This is a genomic window from Streptomyces sp. NPDC056987 (assembly GCF_042673865.1).
In the GTDB taxonomy this organism is placed as follows: domain Bacteria; phylum Actinomycetota; class Actinomycetes; order Streptomycetales; family Streptomycetaceae; genus Streptomyces.
In genome coordinates this window covers 81493-99341 of sequence record NZ_JBHURV010000003.1, presented here as the reverse complement: position 1 = coordinate 99341, position 17849 = coordinate 81493, and the positions used below count along the sequence as shown (strand labels likewise).

General features: G+C 73.0%; 16 protein-coding genes. 12 read left to right on the top strand and 4 right to left on the bottom strand.

Annotated features, from left to right (window positions below):
- Nucleotides 1-21 precede the first annotated feature (21 nt).
- Nucleotides 22-411 (bottom strand): DUF1844 domain-containing protein, encoded by a 390-nt coding sequence (locus tag ACFTZC_RS04920; protein WP_382886896.1) that lies wholly within the window; start codon nt 409-411, stop codon nt 22-24.
- A 367-nt stretch (nt 412-778) separates the two neighbouring features.
- Here ACFTZC_RS04920 and infC point away from each other — a divergent pair, with 367 nt between their 5' ends.
- The 10 genes from infC to ACFTZC_RS04870 all read left to right on the top strand — a co-directional run bounded on the left by infC (nt 779) and on the right by ACFTZC_RS04870 (nt 12367).
- On the top strand, nt 779-1453 hold the full coding sequence (infC, locus tag ACFTZC_RS04915) for a translation initiation factor IF-3 (protein ID WP_382886894.1): 675 nt from the start codon (nt 779-781) through the stop codon (nt 1451-1453).
- A gap of 129 nt (nt 1454-1582) precedes the next feature.
- Entirely contained in the window at nt 1583-1777 is a 195-nt protein-coding gene (gene rpmI, locus ACFTZC_RS04910) for a 50S ribosomal protein L35 (protein ID WP_003947156.1), read from the top strand.
- Between the two features lie 102 nt (nt 1778-1879).
- Nucleotides 1880-2266 carry a 50S ribosomal protein L20 gene (gene rplT / locus ACFTZC_RS04905; RefSeq protein ID WP_249951119.1) on the top strand — a complete coding sequence of 129 codons (387 nt, stop codon included), beginning with the start codon at nt 1880-1882 and terminating at the stop codon, nt 2264-2266.
- A 287-nt stretch (nt 2267-2553) separates the two neighbouring features.
- On the top strand, nt 2554-3393 hold the full coding sequence (locus ACFTZC_RS04900) for a TrmH family RNA methyltransferase (protein WP_382886891.1): 840 nt from the start codon (nt 2554-2556) through the stop codon (nt 3391-3393).
- Nucleotides 3394-3476: 83 nt separating this feature from the next.
- Entirely contained in the window at nt 3477-4607 is a 1131-nt protein-coding gene (locus ACFTZC_RS04895; protein WP_382886889.1) for an ATP-binding protein, read from the top strand.
- A gap of 163 nt (nt 4608-4770) precedes the next feature.
- Nucleotides 4771-5898: a phenylalanine--tRNA ligase subunit alpha gene (gene pheS / locus ACFTZC_RS04890; RefSeq protein ID WP_382886887.1), complete on the top strand. Its 1128-nt coding sequence runs from the start codon at nt 4771-4773 to the stop codon at nt 5896-5898.
- Complete coding sequence (pheT, locus tag ACFTZC_RS04885) at nt 5898-8426, top strand: phenylalanine--tRNA ligase subunit beta (protein ID WP_382886885.1); 2529 nt, start codon at nt 5898-5900, stop codon at nt 8424-8426. The genes pheS and pheT overlap by 1 nt, the downstream gene beginning before the upstream one ends.
- A 179-nt stretch (nt 8427-8605) precedes the next feature.
- The gene (locus tag ACFTZC_RS04880; protein ID WP_382886884.1) at nt 8606-10006 is read left to right on the top strand and encodes a PP2C family protein-serine/threonine phosphatase; all 1401 of its coding nucleotides are present in this window, start codon (nt 8606-8608) and stop codon (nt 10004-10006) included.
- Between the two features lie 403 nt (nt 10007-10409).
- Nucleotides 10410-11750 carry a transcriptional regulator gene (locus ACFTZC_RS04875; protein ID WP_382886882.1) on the top strand — a complete coding sequence of 447 codons (1341 nt, stop codon included), beginning with the start codon at nt 10410-10412 and terminating at the stop codon, nt 11748-11750.
- A gap of 86 nt (nt 11751-11836) precedes the next feature.
- Nucleotides 11837-12367 (top strand): NUDIX hydrolase, encoded by a 531-nt coding sequence (locus ACFTZC_RS04870; RefSeq protein WP_382886881.1) that lies wholly within the window; start codon nt 11837-11839, stop codon nt 12365-12367.
- Between the two features lie 49 nt (nt 12368-12416).
- Here ACFTZC_RS04870 and ACFTZC_RS04865 read toward each other — a convergent pair whose 3' ends face one another.
- A complete protein-coding gene (locus ACFTZC_RS04865) occupies nt 12417-12674 on the bottom strand; it encodes a hypothetical protein (protein WP_365813361.1) in 258 nt (85 codons plus the stop codon).
- A 158-nt stretch (nt 12675-12832) separates the two neighbouring features.
- Entirely contained in the window at nt 12833-13693 is an 861-nt protein-coding gene (locus tag ACFTZC_RS04860) for a 3-hydroxybutyryl-CoA dehydrogenase (RefSeq protein ID WP_382887246.1), read from the bottom strand.
- A gap of 338 nt (nt 13694-14031) precedes the next feature.
- Here ACFTZC_RS04860 and ACFTZC_RS04855 point away from each other — a divergent pair, with 338 nt between their 5' ends.
- Nucleotides 14032-15303 (top strand): glycoside hydrolase family 10 protein, encoded by a 1272-nt coding sequence (locus ACFTZC_RS04855; RefSeq protein ID WP_382887245.1) that lies wholly within the window; start codon nt 14032-14034, stop codon nt 15301-15303.
- Here the strand turns inward: ACFTZC_RS04855 and ACFTZC_RS04850 are convergent.
- Nucleotides 15286-16305, bottom strand: a complete 1020-nt coding sequence (locus tag ACFTZC_RS04850; protein WP_382886879.1) for a DMT family transporter — start codon at nt 16303-16305, stop codon at nt 15286-15288. The two genes, ACFTZC_RS04855 and ACFTZC_RS04850, sit on opposite strands and share 18 nt — an antisense overlap.
- Between ACFTZC_RS04850 and ACFTZC_RS04845 the strand changes: the two genes are divergently transcribed.
- Nucleotides 16304-17746 (top strand): PLP-dependent aminotransferase family protein, encoded by a 1443-nt coding sequence (locus ACFTZC_RS04845; protein WP_382886877.1) that lies wholly within the window; start codon nt 16304-16306, stop codon nt 17744-17746. The two genes, ACFTZC_RS04850 and ACFTZC_RS04845, sit on opposite strands and share 2 nt — an antisense overlap.
- Nucleotides 17747-17849 lie beyond the last annotated feature (103 nt).

The window sequence follows — 17849 nt, the reverse complement described above, 5'->3', positions numbered from 1 at the left end:
GGCGCGGGGCGGGGGCGCCGGTCAGCCGTAGACCGGGCCCGTGTACTTCTCGCCCGGGCCCTGGCCCGGCTCGTCCGGTACGACCGAGGCCTCGCGGAAGGCAAGCTGCAACGACTTCAGCCCGTCACGCAGCGGCGCCGCGTGGAACGAGCTGATCTCCGTCGTGCTCGCGTCCAGCAGTCCGGCCAGCGCGTGGACCAGCTTGCGCGCCTCGTCCAGGTCCTTGTGCTCGTCGCCCTCGTCGGTCAGACCGAGCTTCACGGCCGCCGCGCTCATCAGGTTCACCGCGACCGTGACGATCACCTCGACGGCGGGAACTTCCGCGATGTCGCGGGCCATGGCGTCGTAGCCGGGTGATGCGGGGGTTTCCGGGGCTTCCGGGGTGGACTGGGGGGAGGTCGCGTCGCTCATGCCCCACACGATAGGCCCACACGGCGGGCGCCCGTCCGGGGGAGCGGGCGCGGACCCGAGGGTTAGCACATGGCTCCGGGGGATGCTAACCTTGTGTAACGACCGGCCGGACACGTGCGTGCCCGGCCCACAAGTGGAGGCTCCGATCTCCCACCTGGCTGCCCCTGAGGGGCGGCGGGTCACCGGTCAGGCGGTGCCCATCGTTCCGTACGGACGATGGAACCGCCCGATGCGCCCCGTGGCAGTCGCGCGGCGGTGCTCCGGTATTCGAGGAGCTCCTGCCTGTGTGCCGTCCGGGGCATTTTTACTGTGCCGCCGCGGTTGGTCTGAAACATACAGACGTTACGCGGCTGTCTGCCAGACAGTCGTGTGGTGCTACCGAGGAGGATCCATCAGCGCCGAGCCCCGCATCAACGACCGGATTCGCGTTCCCGAAGTGCGACTTGTCGGTCCCAGTGGCGAGCAGGTGGGCATCGTCCCGCTCGCCAAGGCCCTGGAGCTTGCACAGGAGTACGACCTGGACCTGGTCGAGGTCGCGGCGAACGCCCGTCCGCCCGTGTGCAAGCTCATGGACTACGGGAAGTTCAAGTACGAGTCGGCCATGAAGGCCCGTGAGGCGCGCAAGAACCAGGCGCACACGGTCATCAAGGAGATGAAGCTCCGGCCGAAGATCGACCCGCACGACTATGACACCAAGAAGGGTCACGTCGTCCGGTTCCTCAAGCAGGGCGACAAGGTCAAGATCACGATCATGTTCCGTGGTCGCGAGCAGTCCCGCCCGGAACTGGGCTTCCGACTGCTCCAGCGGCTCGCCTCCGACGTCGAGGAACTCGGCTTCATCGAGTCGAACCCGAAGCAGGACGGCCGGAACATGATCATGGTTCTCGGTCCGCACAAGAAGAAGACCGAGGCCATGGCCGAGGCCCGTGAGGCGCAGGCGGCCCGCAAGGCGGAGCGCCAGGGCCACACGCCCGAGGAGTCGGCCGGCGGGAACGTCGCGGCTCCGGCCGAGACCCCCGTCGAGGCATCTTCCGACGTGTGATCCGTGGGGGCGCCACCCAGGCGGCCCCCGGCTCCGCTCGGAACCACACACCAGAGATCTGACGCTCCCGCGCGCCGGTCGAGAAAGCGGACCGGCTGGGAGCGCCACTGACGAGGAGAGAACGGCGCTATGCCGAAGAACAAGTCGCACAGCGGTGCCAGCAAGCGCTTCAAGATCACCGGCTCCGGCAAGGTGCTGCGCGAGCGGGCCGGCAAGCGCCACCTGCTCGAGCACAAGTCGTCAAGGCTGACGCGTCGCCTCACCGGCAACGCCGAGATGGCCCCGGGCGACGCCAAGAAGATCAAGAAGCTTCTCGGCAAGTGAGGCCGCAGCCCCCCGTGACCGGGGGCGCGGCACCAGGACCGGGACCTATTCGTTTTCGGGCCGTGTGAGTCCAACCACGGCCCCGCTACAAGGAGTCAACACGTGGCACGCGTCAAGCGGGCAGTCAACGCCCACAAGAAGCGCCGGGCAATCCTCGAAGCGGCCAGCGGTTACCGCGGCCAGCGTTCGCGTCTGTACCGGAAGGCGAAGGAGCAGGTCACCCACTCCCTCGTCTACAACTACAACGACCGCAAGAAGCGCAAGGGCGACTTCCGTCAGCTCTGGATCCAGCGGATCAACGCCGCTGCCCGTGCCAACGGCATCACCTACAACCGCTTCATCCAGGGTCTGAAGGCCGCCAACGTCGAGGTGGACCGCAAGATCCTCGCGGAGCTGGCCGTCAACGACGCGGGCGCGTTCGCCGCGCTCGTCGAGGTCGCCCAGAAGGCGCTCCCCAGCGACGTCAACGCCCCGAAGGCCGCGGCCTAAGAGCCTGGAGGCTCTCCAGCCCGCGCCCCTTCCCGCCGGACCCGCAGGCACACCGCCTGCGGGTCCCGCGTGTTTCCGCGCCCGCCGGCCGGCGCCGTGCTCCCGTGACCGCGCGGAAGCGGACCGCCCGGAACCGGAGCCGCCGGACCGGAGCGCCCGCCGCCGGACGGGACCGCCCGTACGGTGGCCGTCCCGCACCGGGACCGCCCCGTACTGAAGCCGTCCCGTACCGAGACCGCCCGTACCGAGACCGCCCGTACCGCCAGACGAGAAGCGAGCCGCCGCCCATGGGCACCCCCGAGCTGATCTCCCCGCGTTCCCCCCGTGTCACGGCCGCGCGCAGGCTCGCCAAGCGCGCCTTCCGGGGCAAGGAGCGCCGGTTCATCGCCGAGGGGCCGCAGGCCGTGCGCGAGGCGGTGGCGCACCGCGGGGCCGACGGCGCACCCACGCTCCTCGAACTGTTCACCACCGCCGAGGCCGCCGAGCGGTACGGCGACATCATCGACGCGGCCCGCGCCACCGGCGCCCGGGTGCACCTCGCGCCGGACACCGTCCTCGCCGAGGTCTCGCAGACCGTCACCCCGCAGGGCCTGCTGGGCGTCTGCCGCTTCCTGGACACCCCCTTCGCGGACGTCCTCGCCGCGGGCCCCCGGCTCGTCGCCGTCCTCGCCCATGTCCGCGACCCCGGCAACGCCGGTACGGTGCTGCGCTGCGCGGACGCCGCGGGGGCCGACGCCGTCGTCCTCACCGACGCCTCCGTCGACCTGTACAACCCGAAGTCCGTCCGCGCGTCGGCCGGCTCGCTCTTCCATCTGCCCGTCGCCGTCGGCGTCCCCGTGGAGCAGGCCGTACGCGGCCTCCAGGGCGCCGGGGTGCGCATCCTGGCCGCCGACGGCGCGGGCGAGGACGACCTCGACGACGAACTGGACGCGGGCACCATGGCCGGGCCCACCGCCTGGATCTTCGGCAACGAGGCGTGGGGGCTGCCGGAGGAGACCCGCGCCCTGGCGGACGCCGTGGTGCGGGTGCCGATCCACGGAAAGGCCGAGAGCTTGAACCTCGCGACCGCCGCGGCCGTATGTCTCTATGCCTCAGCGCGCGCCCAGCGCGTCCGCGGTATGCGCTGAGGGGGTCCGTCCGGTCACCGTCAGCTAGTAGGGTGGCGTGCTCGGGGACCCACTGAGCTAGCCGGAAGAGGTGGGGTGCGGGGATGACCGTCGGGGCGAGCCGACCCGCAGGGGTCCAGGGAGCCTTACCCGCCGCTGCCGACGGCCCGGTCGGAGCGGGGCTGGACCCCGACGATCTCCCCGACGGGCTGATCATCGCGGACGAGACCGGCCGCGTCGTCTGCTTCAACGCCGCCGCCGCCCGGATCACCGCCGTCGACCGCGCCGCCGCCCTCGGCAGCCCGGTGGAGCACGCGCTGCCGCTGGAGGACCTCAAGGGCCGCCGCTGGTGGACGCTGACCGACCCGTACGGCGGCCTCGCCACCCGGACCGGGCAGCCGGAGCGCAATCTGCTGCTCCCCGGCGGCCGCGAGGTCCTGGTCTCCGCCCGCTACGTCCGCGCGTACCCCACCGGCCCCGTCCGCAAGCTGGTGATCTGCGTACGGGGCACGGAGGCCCGCCGCCGCACGGAGCTGAGCCACGCCGAGCTGATCGCCACCGTCGCCCACGAGCTGCGCTCGCCGCTGACCTCCGTCAAGGGGTTCACGGCGACCCTGCTCGCCAAGTGGGAGCGGTTCACGGACGACCAGAAGCGGCTGATGCTGGAAACCGTCGACGCCGACGCCAACCGGGTCACCCGGCTCATCGCCGAACTGCTCGACATCTCGCGGATCGACTCAGGACGGCTGGAGGTGCGCCGCCAGCCCGTCGACATCGGCGCGGCCGTCGGCCGGCACGTCCAGTCGCACACCGCGTCGGGAGAGTCGCCGGACCGGTTCCTCGTACGGATAGAGCAGCCGCTGCCCGATCTGTGGGCGGACCCCGACAAGATCGACCAGGTCCTCGGCAACCTGCTGGAAAACGCGGTGCGCCACGGCGAGGGAACCGTCACCATTGTGGTGGCGCCCGCGCGTATCGAACACGCGGCGGAGAGTGAGAAGGGAACGGCCGTCACCGTGTGCGACGAAGGACCCGGCATCCCCGAGGAGTCGATGCAGCGCGTCTTCACCCGCTTCTGGCGGGGCAGCAAGCGCGGCGGGACGGGGCTGGGCCTCTACATCGTCAAGGGCATCGTCGAGGCGCACGGCGGCACGATCACCGTCGGCCGCGGCCCCGGCGGCGGCGCGCAGTTCCGCTTCGTCCTGCCCGTCGGCGCCCCGGCCTACCTCTCCTGACGGTCTCCCGACCGATCCGGGGAGCCGGCCCGGGCCGCCCGCGGGCGGAGCCACCTTCGTACGACCCCTTAGACTCGGCTTTTGGCACCTTCACACCCTCGGTGATCGAGCAGAGTCGTCGAGCAGGGTCGTTTCGCCAAGCCAATCGGAAGTACGGGAAGAGATGTCCGCACCCAACAAGTCGTACGACCCGGTCGAGGTCGAGGCACTGAAACCGAAGCGCATCGAGCGGATCAAGGACGAGGCGCTCGCCGCCTTCGCCGCCGCCGGTGACCTCGACGCGCTCGCCCACGCGAAGACCGCGCACACCGGGTCCACCTCGCCGCTCTCCCTCGCCAACCGGGAGATCGGCGCGCTGCCCCCGCAGGCCAAGGCCGAGGCGGGCAAGCGCGTGGGCCAGGCCCGCGCCGCCGTCGGCCGGGCCCTCGCCGCCCGGCAGACGGAGCTGGAGGCCGAGCGCGACGCCCGGGTGCTGGTCGAGGAGGCGGTGGACGTCACACTGCCGTACGACCGCACCCCGGCCGGCGCCCGCCACCCGCTCACCACCTTCATGGAGCGGGTCGCCGACGTCTTCGTGGCCATGGGGTACGAGGTCGCCGAGGGGCCCGAGGCCGAGGCCGAGTGGTTCAACTTCGACGCCCTCAACTTCGTGCCGGACCACCCGGCGCGCCAGATGCAGGACACCTTCTTCGTGCAGGGACCCGAGGGCACCACGGGCGACGAGTCCGGTGTGGTGCTCCGTACCCACACCTCGCCGGTCCAGGCCCGCACCCTGATCGACCGCGAGCCGCCCGTCTACGTCGTCTGCCCCGGGCGGGTCTACCGCACCGACGAGCTGGACGCCACGCACACCCCGGTCTTCCACCAGATCGAGCTGCTCGCCGTCGACGAGGGCCTGACCATGGCCGACCTCAAGGGCACCCTGGACCACATGGTCCAGGCGCTCTTCGGCCCGGACATGAAGACCCGGCTCCGCCCGAACTTCTTCCCGTTCACCGAGCCGTCCGCCGAGATGGACATGGTCTGCTACGTCTGCCGCGGCGCCTCCGTCGGCAACCCCGACCGGCCCTGCCGCACCTGCGGCAGCGAGGGCTGGATCGAGCTGGGCGGCTGCGGCATGGTCAACCCGAAGGTGCTCACCGCCTGCGGCGTCGACCCCGGGAAGTACAGCGGATTCGCCTTCGGGTTCGGCATCGAACGGATGCTGATGTTCCGCCACAACGTCGAAGACATGCGAGACATGGTCGAGGGTGACGTCCGGTTCACCCGGCCGTTCGGGATGGAGATCTGATGCGCGTCCCGCTTTCCTGGCTGCGGGAGTACGTCGACCTGCCGGCGACGGAGACCGGCCGTGACGTACAGGCCCGGCTCGTCGCCGCCGGTCTGGAGGTCGAGACCGTCGAGCAGCTCGGCACCGGCCTCAAGGGCCCCCTCGTCGTCGGCAAGGTCCTCACCATCGAGGAGCTGGAGGGCTTCAAGAAGCCCATCCGCTTCTGCACCGTCGACGTCGGCACCGCCAACGGCACCGGGGAGCCGCAGGAGATCGTCTGCGGCGCCCGCAACTTCGCCGTCGGCGACAAGGTCGTCGTCGTGCTGCCCGGCGCCGTCCTCCCGGGCGACTTCGCCATCGCCGCGCGCAAGACGTACGGCAAGACCTCGCACGGCATGATCTGCTCCGGCGACGAGCTGGGCATGGGCGATGACGGCTCCGGCGGCATCATCGTGCTGCCGCCCGAGTACGAGCCCGGCACCGACGCCATCGCGCTCCTGGAGCTGGTGGACGAGGTCCTGGACATCGCCGTCACCCCCGACCGCGGCTACTGCCTCTCGCTGCGCGGCGTCGCCCGCGAGACCGCCATCGCGTACGGCCTGCCGCTGCGCGACCCGGCGCTCCTCGACGTCCCCGCGCCGAACGCGTACGGCCACCCCGTGAAGATCGCCGACCCGATGGGCTGCGACCGCTTCACCGCGCGTACGGTCACCGGGCTCGACCCCGAGGCCCGCTCGCCGATCTGGCTGCGCCGCCGCCTCCAGAAGGCCGGGATGCGCCCCATTTCGCTCGCCGTCGACATCACCAACTACGTGATGCTGGAGCTGGGCCAGCCACTGCACGCCTACGACCGGACCCGGCTCGACGGCGCGATCGGCGTCCGCCGCGCCGAGGCCGGCGAGAAGATCACCACACTCGACGGCGTCCAGCGCGTCCTCGACGCCCAGGACCTGGTCATCACCGACGACCGCGGGCCGATCGGCCTCGCGGGCGTGATGGGCGGCGCCCACACCGAGATCGCCGATGTCGTCACCGACGCCGAGACCGGCGCCGTGCACGGCACCACCGAGGTCGTCATCGAGGCGGCGCACTTCGACGCGATCACCATCGCCCGTACCGCGCGCCGCCACAAGCTTCCCTCCGAGGCGTCCAAGCGCTTCGAGCGCGGCGTCGACCCGGCGGCCACCGCCGCCGCGGCCCAGCGCACCGTCGACCTGCTGGTGCTCCTCGCCGGCGGTTCCGCCGAGGCCGGGGTCACCGAGGTCGTCGCGCCCTCCGCGCCGCACACCATCACCATGCCCGCCGACCACCCCGACCGCGTCGCGGGCGTCGGCTACGGCCGGGAGACCGTCGTACGGCGCCTCCAGCAGATCGGCTGCGACGTGTACGGGCAGGACGAGCTGATCGTCACCGTCCCGTCCTGGCGCCCCGACCTCGGCGCGCCCAACGACCTCGCCGAGGAGGTCATCCGGCTGGAGGGGTACGAGAACCTGCCCTCCACGCTGCCGACCCCGCCGTCCGGCCGCGGGCTCACCGACCGGCAGCGGCTGCACCGCCGCGTCGGCCGCGCCCTGGCCGGGGCGGGCTATGTCGAGGCGCTGAACTACCCGTTCACCGGCCCGGCGGTCCTCGACGCGTTCGGCCTCCCCGCCGACGACGACCGGCGCCGTACGGTCACCCTCGTCAACCCCCTCTCCGACGAGGAGCCCGCGCTGCGCACCACGCTGCTGCCCGGCCTCCTCACCGCGCTGCGCCGCAACGACGGCCGGGGCTCGCACGACCTCGCGCTCTTCGAGACCGGGCTGGTCTTCCGGCCGACCGGCGAGGAGACCGTACCGGTCCGGCTGCCCGTCGACCGGCGGCCCACCGACGAGGAGATCGCCGCCCTCGACGCCACGCTGCCGCGCCAGCCGCGCCACGCCGCCGTCGTCCTGTCCGGCGCGCGCGAGCAGGCCGGCTGGTGGGGCAAGGGCACCCGGGCGAACTGGGCGGACGCCGTCGAGGCGGCCCGCACCGTCGCCCGCGAGGCCGGCGTCGAACTGTCCGTACGGGCCGACCGCCACGAGCCGTGGCACCCCGGCCGCTGCGCCGCGCTCCTCGCGACGGTGGACGGCACGGAGACGCTCGTCGGGCACGCCGGTGAGCTGCACCCGCGCGTCGTCAAGGCGCTCGGGCTGCCGGAGCGCACCAGCGCCATGGAGATCGACCTGGACCTGCTGGAGCGGGCCGGCACCGGCGCGCTCCAGGCGCCGCGCATCTCCACCTACCCGGTGGCCACCCAGGACGTGGCGCTCGTCGTCGCGGACGACGTGCCGGCCGGGGACGTGGAGCGCGCGCTGCACGAGGGCGCGGGCGAACTCCTGGAGTCCCTGCGGCTGTTCGACGTCTTCTCCGGCGAACAGGTCGGCGCGGGGAACAAGTCCCTCGCGTACGCCCTGCGCTTCCGCGCCACCGACCGCACGCTGACGGTCGAGGAGGCCACGGCGGCCCGTGACGCGGCCGTCGCGCTCGCCGCCGAGCGGACCGGGGCGGTCCTGCGCGGCGCGTGACCGTCTGACCACGCCCTGAGGGGCGCGTCCGGGGCCCCGGACGCGCCCCTCACTCATTTGAGTGAGAACCCTCGGCGGGTCGCGCCATCGGCGGCGAGTGATCGACACAATCGATCCGGCCGCGACGGTCGACGTACGCCCAACGGCTGAGTGGCCGGACGGCCGAGGGGGGCCGACGTATGAATCGGACCAGTGCAGAAGAGCAGACACCCGAGGAGACAGCCTCCTGGGGATTCGTGGAGTGCGCGATTCCCGGTGGCGTGCTCGCGCTGGTGATCACCTGGGAGCTGACGCGCCCGCCCTCGGAGCGCGACACGCTCCTGCCGCGCATCGTGACGTGTGTGGCCTTCACACTGCTGATGGCGTATCTCGTCATGCGGGTACGGCGCCGCGCGGCGCGCGAGATCCTCCAGGTACGCGCCGTGGCGCGCGCCGCGCAGGAGGTCCTGCTGCGGCCGCTGCCGTCCCGGCTCGACGGACTGGCGCTCCACGCCCGCCAGCTCTCCGCGTCGCGCGGCGCGGACGTGGGCGGCGATCTGTACGAGGTGATGGCGACCACCCACGGGGTGCGTGTGGTCATCGGGGACGTACGCGGCCACGGACTGCCCGCCATCGGCACGGTGGCGGCGGTGCTCGGCAGCTTCCGCGAGGCCGCCCACGACGAGAGCGGGCTCGACGGCGTCCTGCGCCGACTCGACCGGGCGCACCAGCGGCATCTGCGGGAGCGGGAGCGGGCCCTTCGAGAACCCGACCGCGCCGCGGCGCTCCGGGTCGCCGTGCTCGCCGACGCGGCCGCGCGGAACGGGGCGGCGGACGCCGCGGACGCGGCCGAGGTCGCCGAGGCGTGCCGGGCCGCCCAGCGGATGGCGGAGGCGGACGCGGCCGACGTCGCGGAGGAGTTCGTCACCGTCCTGCTGCTGGAGATCGGGCCCGACGCGGAGGTACGCGCTCTCAACTGCGGCCATCCCCGGCCCTACCGGCTCGGGACCGGCGCGGAACCGCTCGCCTGCGGGGAGCCGCTGCCGCCGCTGGGCGCCTTCCCGCTGCCGGCGGAGCTCATCCCGTACCGCTGCGGACGCCTGCTGCCGGGCGAGGCGCTGTTCCTGCACACCGACGGCGCGGAGGACGCGCGGGACGCGCGGGGGCGCTTCTTCGGTCTCAAGGAGGCGCTGGCGGAGGTGGCTTCGGCCCCCGTGCTGTCGCCCGCCGCGGTGGTACGGCAGGTGCACACGGCGCTGCTGCGGCACACCGGCGGACGGATCACCGACGACATGGCGCTGCTGGTGCTGCGCAACGACCGGGTGGACGGCACCGCGTGCGCGGCGGCCGGAGGGCGGTCGGGGCCGGCCGACGACCCACCGGCCGGCCGGTCCGGGGGCGGTCTCGCGGATCCGGGCGGCCTCGCCGATCCGGACCGGCTTCTCGGCCCGGACGAGACGCCTCGGCCGCCGGAGCCGCCACCGGCCAACGGCCAGGCGCCGCCGGGCTGTCGTCCCGTACGGGACGAGCGCACACGGGTGCCGGCGCAGTCCGGCGAACCGGCGCTGCGCCGTACCCGTCCCGCTCCTTCCCGTCCCTAGCTTCCGGCGCTGTGACCGCTGTCGTCCGTCACCGGACTCGTCTCCCACCCAGGAGCACCACGTCCGAGGCCTGAGGGAACCATCGGCGCGGTGGCCGCGTCGTCCGCCCCGCCGCGGAGTGTCGGGCAGGTGCGGGACGGACGACACAGCTGCGGGCCGCCGCACTTACGAGGGGGAGCCGGCGACCCGGCCGCCTCCTTGATGAGGAGAACCAGTCAACAGGCCCCGCCCGCCCGGCGGCAGTGCGCACACGGCGCGAGTCCGGGCACTCCGTTCACACCCCGTGCGTTTCCCGTTCCACCCGACGAGCACGTCCGAAGTGACACCGTCCGTCCCCTTGCGGCGGGCGGGAGTTCGGACTTCCTCGGCTAGGCTGGATTCGGCCGAGTCACCGGAGGGGCACATGCAGCCCAACACTCTGCTCGATTCCCTGCTCGACGAGGCGGGCATCTCCCATGCCGGTCTCGCCGCCCGAGTCAACCAGGCGGGCCGCGCCAGGGGCCTCGCGCTGCGGTACGAACACACCGCCGTGTCCCGCTGGCTGAAGGGCCAGCGGCCGCGCGGGCAGGTGCCCGACCTGATCTGCGCGGTGCTCAGCGACCGCCTGCGCAGACCCTTCACCCTGGACGACATCGGGTTCGGGCTGGCGGGGGAGACGCCGCTGCCCCACTCCACCCCGCTCTCCGGCTTCGTGGAGCGCGCCGCCGCGCTGTGGCGCAGTGACGAGCAGCAGCGCCCGCACATAGTGGGCGCCCCCGCCGTCACCGGCACGCCCGCCGTGATGCCCGTCTGGGAGTGGGAGAACCCGCCGGAGGACTCCGACGTGTCCCGCGCGGGCGGCACGAAGGTGGGCCCCTCCGACATCAACCTGCTGAGATCGGCGCGCGCGCACTACGAGTTGATGTACCGCCGGGCGGGCGGTGTCGCGACCCGCGCCCGGATCGTCCGCTTCCTCAACGCCGAGACCGCGCCGCTGCTGCGCGGCGGGTACAGCGACGCCCTGGGGCGCGAGCTCCACCGCGCCACCGGCGGCCTGGTCGCCGTGGCCGGCATCTGCGCGTACGACTCCGACGCCCACGGTCTGGCGCAGCGCTACTTCCACCAGGCGCTGCGGCTCGCGAAGGCCAGCGGCGACCGCGGGTTCGGCGCGTACGTGATCGCGCTGCTCGTCAACCAGTCGCTGTTCATGGGGGAGTACCGCCAGTCCGTGGCCTTCGCGGAGGCGGCGCTGCGGACGGCGGGCGGCCGGATCACCCCGGCGCTCGCGGCCGATCTCTACGCGATGCAGGCCAAGTCGTACGCGCATCTCGGCGACGCCGCCGCGGCGCTCGGCTGCATCCGCCGGGCGGAGACCGAGGCGGAGCGCATCAGCCCGGGCCATGAACCGGACGAGACGGGCTACGTCCAGCCGGGCCTGGTCAACGTACAGGTGGCGGAGGCGCTCCTCAGCCTCGGCGAGCTGGCCGCCGCGCGGGTGCACGCGACGGCGGCCGTGGACACCCCGGCGCACGACCGCGGCCGGGTCCACCGGCTCGCGATGCTCAGTCATATCGAGTTGCGGCAGGGCGAGGCCGACCGGGCTGCCAGAACGGCGGCGGAGATGGCCGAGCGGGCCCGGGGGATGGAGTCCCAGCGGCTGCGCGACCGCTTGCGCGAGGTACGCGAACAACTCGTGGCCAGCGGATCCTCGGATGCCGAGGACACGGCGGAACTGATCGCGGGGGCGCTGCGCGTTCCTCTGTGAGCCCCCGGGTGAGCCCCCCGTGCTTTCGCCGGGGTGGGCGTCGCTGCTGCGATATTGCCATCAACTTGTCGGAAGGTGGCAGAAACGTGCAGTGGACGAACTTAAGCGAGCAGACCGTGTACGAGAACCGATGGTTCAGCGTCAATCTCGCCGACGTCGAACTCCCCGACGGCCGGCATCTGGACCACTTCCTCATCCGGCTCCGCCCGGTCGCCGTGGCGACCGCGGTCAACTCCGCCAACGAGGTGCTGATGCTCTGGCGGCACCGCTTCATCACCGACAGCTGGGGCTGGGAGCTGGCCGCCGGGGTCGTCGAGGACGGCGAGGACATCAAGACCGCGGCCGCGCGGGAGATGGAGGAGGAGACCGGCTGGCGCCCGGGACCCCTCAGGCACCTCCTCACGGTCGAGCCATCCAACGGGCTCAGCGACGCGCGGCACCATCTCTACTGGGCGGAGGACGCGACGTACATCGGTCATCCGCAGGACGACTTCGAGTCCTCACGCCGGGAGTGGGTGCCGCTCAAGCTGGTGCCCGACATGATCGCCAGGGGTGAGATCCCGGCCGCCAACATGACGGCCGGGCTGCTGATGCTCCACCACTTGAGGCTGGGCTGAGAGCCCGTCGGGTGACCTGAACCGCACAGGTCGTCAACGGCACAGGCCGTTAACGGCCCAGGCTCTGCCAGACGGCCACCGCGAGCGCGCCCAGTGAGCAGAGCGCCGCCACGGCGGGCAGCGGCCACCTGGAGTGCTCCAGGGCCGCCACACGCGCGGCCAGATCGGCCACATCCTTGTCGGTCTGGTCGTTGCGGTGGGCCAGTAGCGCCATCCTGCCGTCGGTCCTGGCAAGACCGACGTCGAGGCTGCGACGTAACTCCGCGCGCTCCTGGCCGACCACGGAATGGTCAGAGTCGGTGGTCACGATGTTCCGCTCCTGTTCGGGGAGAAGGGTTCCACGATGCGACTGCCCGGCCGCGACGGGTTCGGCGGCCAAGCGGAATCGAGTCAACTCCCCCTGAACGGCGGGCATCAGGGTGTACGGATGTCATATGCGCGCACCCTTCGCACACACCGTGTGAATCAGGTGTACGGGTAGAAGCCCGCACCCGTCTTACGGCCCAGCCGGCCCGCGTCCACCATCCGCTGGAGCAGCGGCGACGCCGCGTACAACGGCTCCTTGTACTCGGCGTACATCGAGTCCGCGACCGACGCCACGGTGTCCAGACCGATCAGGTCGGCGAGCTTGAGCGGGCCCATCGGGTGGGCGCAGCCCAGCTCCATCCCGTTGTCGATGTCCTCGCGGCTCGCGATGCCCGACTCGAACATCCGGATCGCGGCGAGCAGATACGGAATCAGCAGCGCGTTCACCACGAAGCCCGAGCGGTCCTGGGCGCGGATCGCGTGCTTGCCGAACACGCCCTGGACGACGGCCTCCGAGCGGAGAATCGTCTCCTCGGACGTCGTCAGCGCGGGGATCAGCTCGACGAGCTGCTGCACGGGGGCCGGGTTGAAGAAGTGGATCCCGATCACCTGGTCGGGGCGCGAGGTCGCGACGGCCAGTTTCACCAGCGGGATGGAGGAGGTGTTGGAGGCCAGGATCGCGTCGGGACGCGTCACCACCTGGTCGAGCACCTGGAAGATCTCCGTCTTGACCTGCTCGTTCTCCACGACGGCCTCGATGACCAGATCGCGGTCGGCGAACTCCCCGAGATCCGTGGTGAAGCTCAGCCTGCCGAGCGCCGTGTCGCGCTCCTCCTCGCTGATCTTGCCGCGTTCCGCGGCCTTCGCCAGCGAGTTCTGCAGCCGGGTCCGGCCGATCTCCAGCGCCTCGCCGGTGGTCTCCGCGACGATGACCTCCAGGCCGCTGCGCGCGGCGACCTCCGCGATGCCTGCGCCCATCTGGCCGCAGCCCACCACTCCGACGCGGGCGATATCGGTCAGGGTGTCGGTCACATCGTGCCTTTCTCCGGTCCGTGTCCGTGCAGGTCCCCCGTACGATTCCGGCGCCTGCCCCGGGAACAGGACGTTACTCCGGCTGCGGATGCGCGTGACGGCCCGGGGCAGGCATGCTCGGCGGGGGACCGCTCCGCCCGTAGCCACGGCGGCGCGGTCCACGGCCGGGACATGACACGCGACAGGGTGAGGGACGGCGCATGGGGCACGAGTCGGGGCAGGGCGCGACGGAGTACGGCGCGGCGGGACAGGGCGCGAGCGGCGACGGCGCGGTGGGGCGGGGCGTGAGCGGGTACGGCACGGTGGGGCGGGGGTGGCCGCGGGGTGTGGCGCCCGTCGGGCGGCGCGGGTTCGTCGCCGCGGCGGCCGGGGTGGCGGCCACCCTGCTGACCGCGGGGGACACGGCCGCCGCCGGGGCCGCCCCGGGACCGGGACCCGGCGGGCGCCCCGTGCCGGTCCACCACGGGACGCGCCCCGCGCTGCGCGGGATGTGGGTGGCGACCGTCGCCAACCGGGACTGGCCCTCGAAGCCCGGGCTCCCGGCCGACCGCCAGCGGGCCGAGCTGATCAAACACCTCGACACGGCGGTGGACCGCCGGCTCAACGCCGTCGCCTTCCAGGTCAGGCCCACCGCCGACGCGCTGTGGCCGTCGCCGTACGAACCCTGGTCGCAGTACCTGACCGGTACGCAGGGCCGGGACCCCGGCTGGGACCCGCTGGGCACGGCCGTACGGGAGGCCCACGCGCGCGGCCTCGAACTGCACGCCTGGTTCAACCCGTACCGCGTCGCCACCCACACCGACCCCACCCGGCTCTCCCCGGACCACCCGGCCCGGATCCATCCCGGCTGGGTCCTGCCGTACGGCGGGAAGCTCTACTACAACCCTGGCCTGCCCGAGGTACGGACCTTCGTCCAGGACGCCATGCTCGACGCCGTCGAGCGGTACGACATCGACGCCGTGCACTGGGACGACTACTTCTACCCGTACCCGGTCGCCGGAGAGGTCTTCGACGACGACGCGGCGTACGCGCGGTACGGCGCGGACTTCCCCGACAAGGCGGCCTGGCGGCGCGACAACACCGACCGGCTGGTGCGCGGGACGGCGGAGCGGATCAGGAAGACCAAGAAGGGCGTGCGCTTCGGGATCAGCCCGTTCGGGGTGTGGCGCAACGCCGCCACCGACCCGCTCGGCTCCGACACCCGGGCGGGCGTGCAGACCTACGACGACCTCCACGCGGACACCCGCGGCTGGGTCCGCAAGGGCTGGATCGACTACATCGCACCTCAGCTCTACTGGAACATCGGCTACGCCGCCGCCGACTACGCGAAGCTGGTGCGCTGGTGGGACGCGACCGTACGGGGGACGGGCGTCGACCTCTACATCGGCGAGGCCCTGTACAAGGCGGGCGACCCGGCCCAGCCCGCCGCCTGGCAGGATCCTGCCGAGCTGTCCCGCCATCTCACGCTGGCGAAGGACTTCGCGGGGGTACGGGGCCACTGCTACTTCTCGGCGAAGGAGGTCGGCGCCGATCCGATCGGGGCGATGACGCGCGTGGTCACGGACCACTACGGCAAGCGGTCACGGCTGCCGCGCTGAGCCCGGGGCACCGGCGGGTCGCGGCTCTTCGCGGGGGCCCCGTCGGCGGGTCGCGGCGCGCTGGGTCACCGCGATGCAGACCAGCACCGCCACCGCGGCCACGGGCGCCGCCGGGGTGAGGTGTTCACCGAGCAGCAGCACCGACCAGACCAGGGTCAGCACCGGCTGCGCGAGCTGGAGCTGACTGGCCCGCGCGATCCCGATCGCCGCCATGCCCCGGTACCAGACGTACAGCCCGAAGAAGGTGGAGACCAGCGCCACCCAGACCACGCCGATCACCCCGTGCGCCGTCAGCCGCACCGGCTCGAAGGAGAGCGCGACGGCGCCGCCGGCCAGCGAGAGCGGGAGCGCGCCGACCAGCGCCCAGCCGATCACCTGCCAGCCCGGCATCTCCCGGGCCAGCCGGCCGCCCTCCGTGTACCCCGCCGCGCACACCAGCAGCGCGCCGAAGAGATACAGATCCCCCGTGGACAGCGCCCCGCCGCTCTGCCCCACCGTGAAGGCGATCACCACGGCGGCTCCGGCGACGGCCGCCGCCCAGAAGGTACGGGACGGCCGACGGCCCGTACGGACCGCCGCGAAGGCGGCCGTGGTCAGCGGCAGCAGCCCGACCACCACGGCCGCGTGCGAGGTGGTGGAGGTCTCCAGCGCGAGCGTGGTGAGCAGCGGGAACCCCGCCACGACCCCGGCGGCCACGACCACCAGCCCGCCCCGGTGCCGGCGCTCGGGGACCGGGACGCGCAGCGCCAGCAGACAGCCGCCCGCGAGGAGCGCGGCCAGCACGCTGCGGACGGCGACGAGGGACCAGGGGCCGAAGCTCTCCAGGCCCCACACGGTGGACGGGAAGGTGAGGGAGAAGGCGACGATGCCCAGGGCGGCGAGGAGCGTGCCCCGGTTGCCCCGGCCGTCCTGGTCGTCCCCTTCGTACCGGTCGCCCCGGTCGGTGTCGCCCTCGCCGACCGCTATCGTCGTGTGAGGTGTAGCGCTATTCTCTGCTGTCATGAACGAGCGTAGCAGCGTGGCCGAGCTGGCCGATTCTCTGAAGCGTGAGTTGAACCACTACTCACCCGGTGGAAAGCTGCCGTCCAGCAGAGAGCTGATCGAGCGCTACCGGGTCTCGCCCGTGACCGTCTCCCGCGCGCTCGCCCGGCTCACCGCCGAGGGGCTGGTCGTCACGCGTCCCGGCGCCGGAGCCTTCCGGGCCCCCGAGCGCCCCGCCCCGGCCAGGGCCGGCGACACCTCCTGGCAGGAGGTCACCCTCAGCGCGGAGACCACGGCCGACGGCGTGCCGCGCGCCGTCGACGCCTCCGGTGTCCTGATCACCCTCGCCGCGCCGCCGCCCGGCGTCATCGAGCTGAACGGCGGCTATCTGCACCCCACGCTCCAGCCCGAGGCCGCGATGGCCGCCGCCCTCGCCCGCGCGGGCCGCCGCCCCGGCGTCTGGGGCCGGCCGCCCGTCGACGGACTGCCCGAACTGCGCGAGTGGTTCGCCCGCGCCGTCGCGCCCACCAGTACCGCCGCGGAGATCCTGGTCACGGCGGGCGGCCAGAGCGCGCTCACCACCGCGCTGCGCGCCCTCGCCCCGCCCGGCGCGCCGGTCCTCGTCGAGTCGCCCACCTACCCGGGCATGCTGGCGATCGCCCGCGCCGCCGGGCTGCGCCCCGTCCCCGTACCGGTCGATCCGGACGGGGTACGGCCCGACCTGCTCGCCGCCGCCTTCCGGGCCAGCGGCGCCAAGGTCTTCGTCTGCCAGCCGCTCTTCCAGAACCCGACCGGCGCCGTGCTCGCCCCGGACCGCAGGCCCGAGGTGCTGCGGATCGCCCGGGAGGCGGGGGCCTTCGTCGTCGAGGACGACTTCGCGCGCCGTATGGTCCACGCGGACGCGGGCCCGCTGCCGCCCACGCTCGCCGCCGACGACCCCGACGGCGTCGTCGTCCATGTCTGCTCGCTGACCAAGGTGACCTCGCCGAGCCTGCGTGTCGGCGCTCTGGCCGCCCGGGGCCCCGTACTGGAACGGCTGCGCGCCATCCATGTCGTCGACACCTTCTTCGTGCCGCGCCCGCTCCAGGAGGCCACCCTGGAGCTGGTGGGCTCCGTCGCCTGGCACCGCCAACTGCGTTCCGTGGCCGCCGAGCTGAAGACCCGCAGGGACACGCTGACCGCCGCGCTGCGCACCACGCTGCCCGAGCCGGGCCTCGCGCACATCCCGGCCGGTGGATACCACCTCTGGCTCCGGCTGCCCGACGGCACCGACGAGGCGGCCGTCGTCGCGGCGGCGCTGCGCGCGGGTGTCGCGGTCGCGCCCGGCCGCCCGTACTTCGGCGCCGAGCCGCCCGCCCCGCACCTGCGGCTGAGCTTCGCGGCGCCGGCCGGCCCCGCCGAGATCACCGAGGGGGTGCGCCGGCTCCGTACCGCCTGCGACGAAGTGCTCGGCCCCAGGTGACGGTGCGCCCCCGCTCGGAGAGCCCGGCCGGGAGCCCGGTCGGAGTCCCAGGGGGCGCACTCGCCCGCGGGTGACCGGCGCGTGACGGGCGTGTGACAGGGCG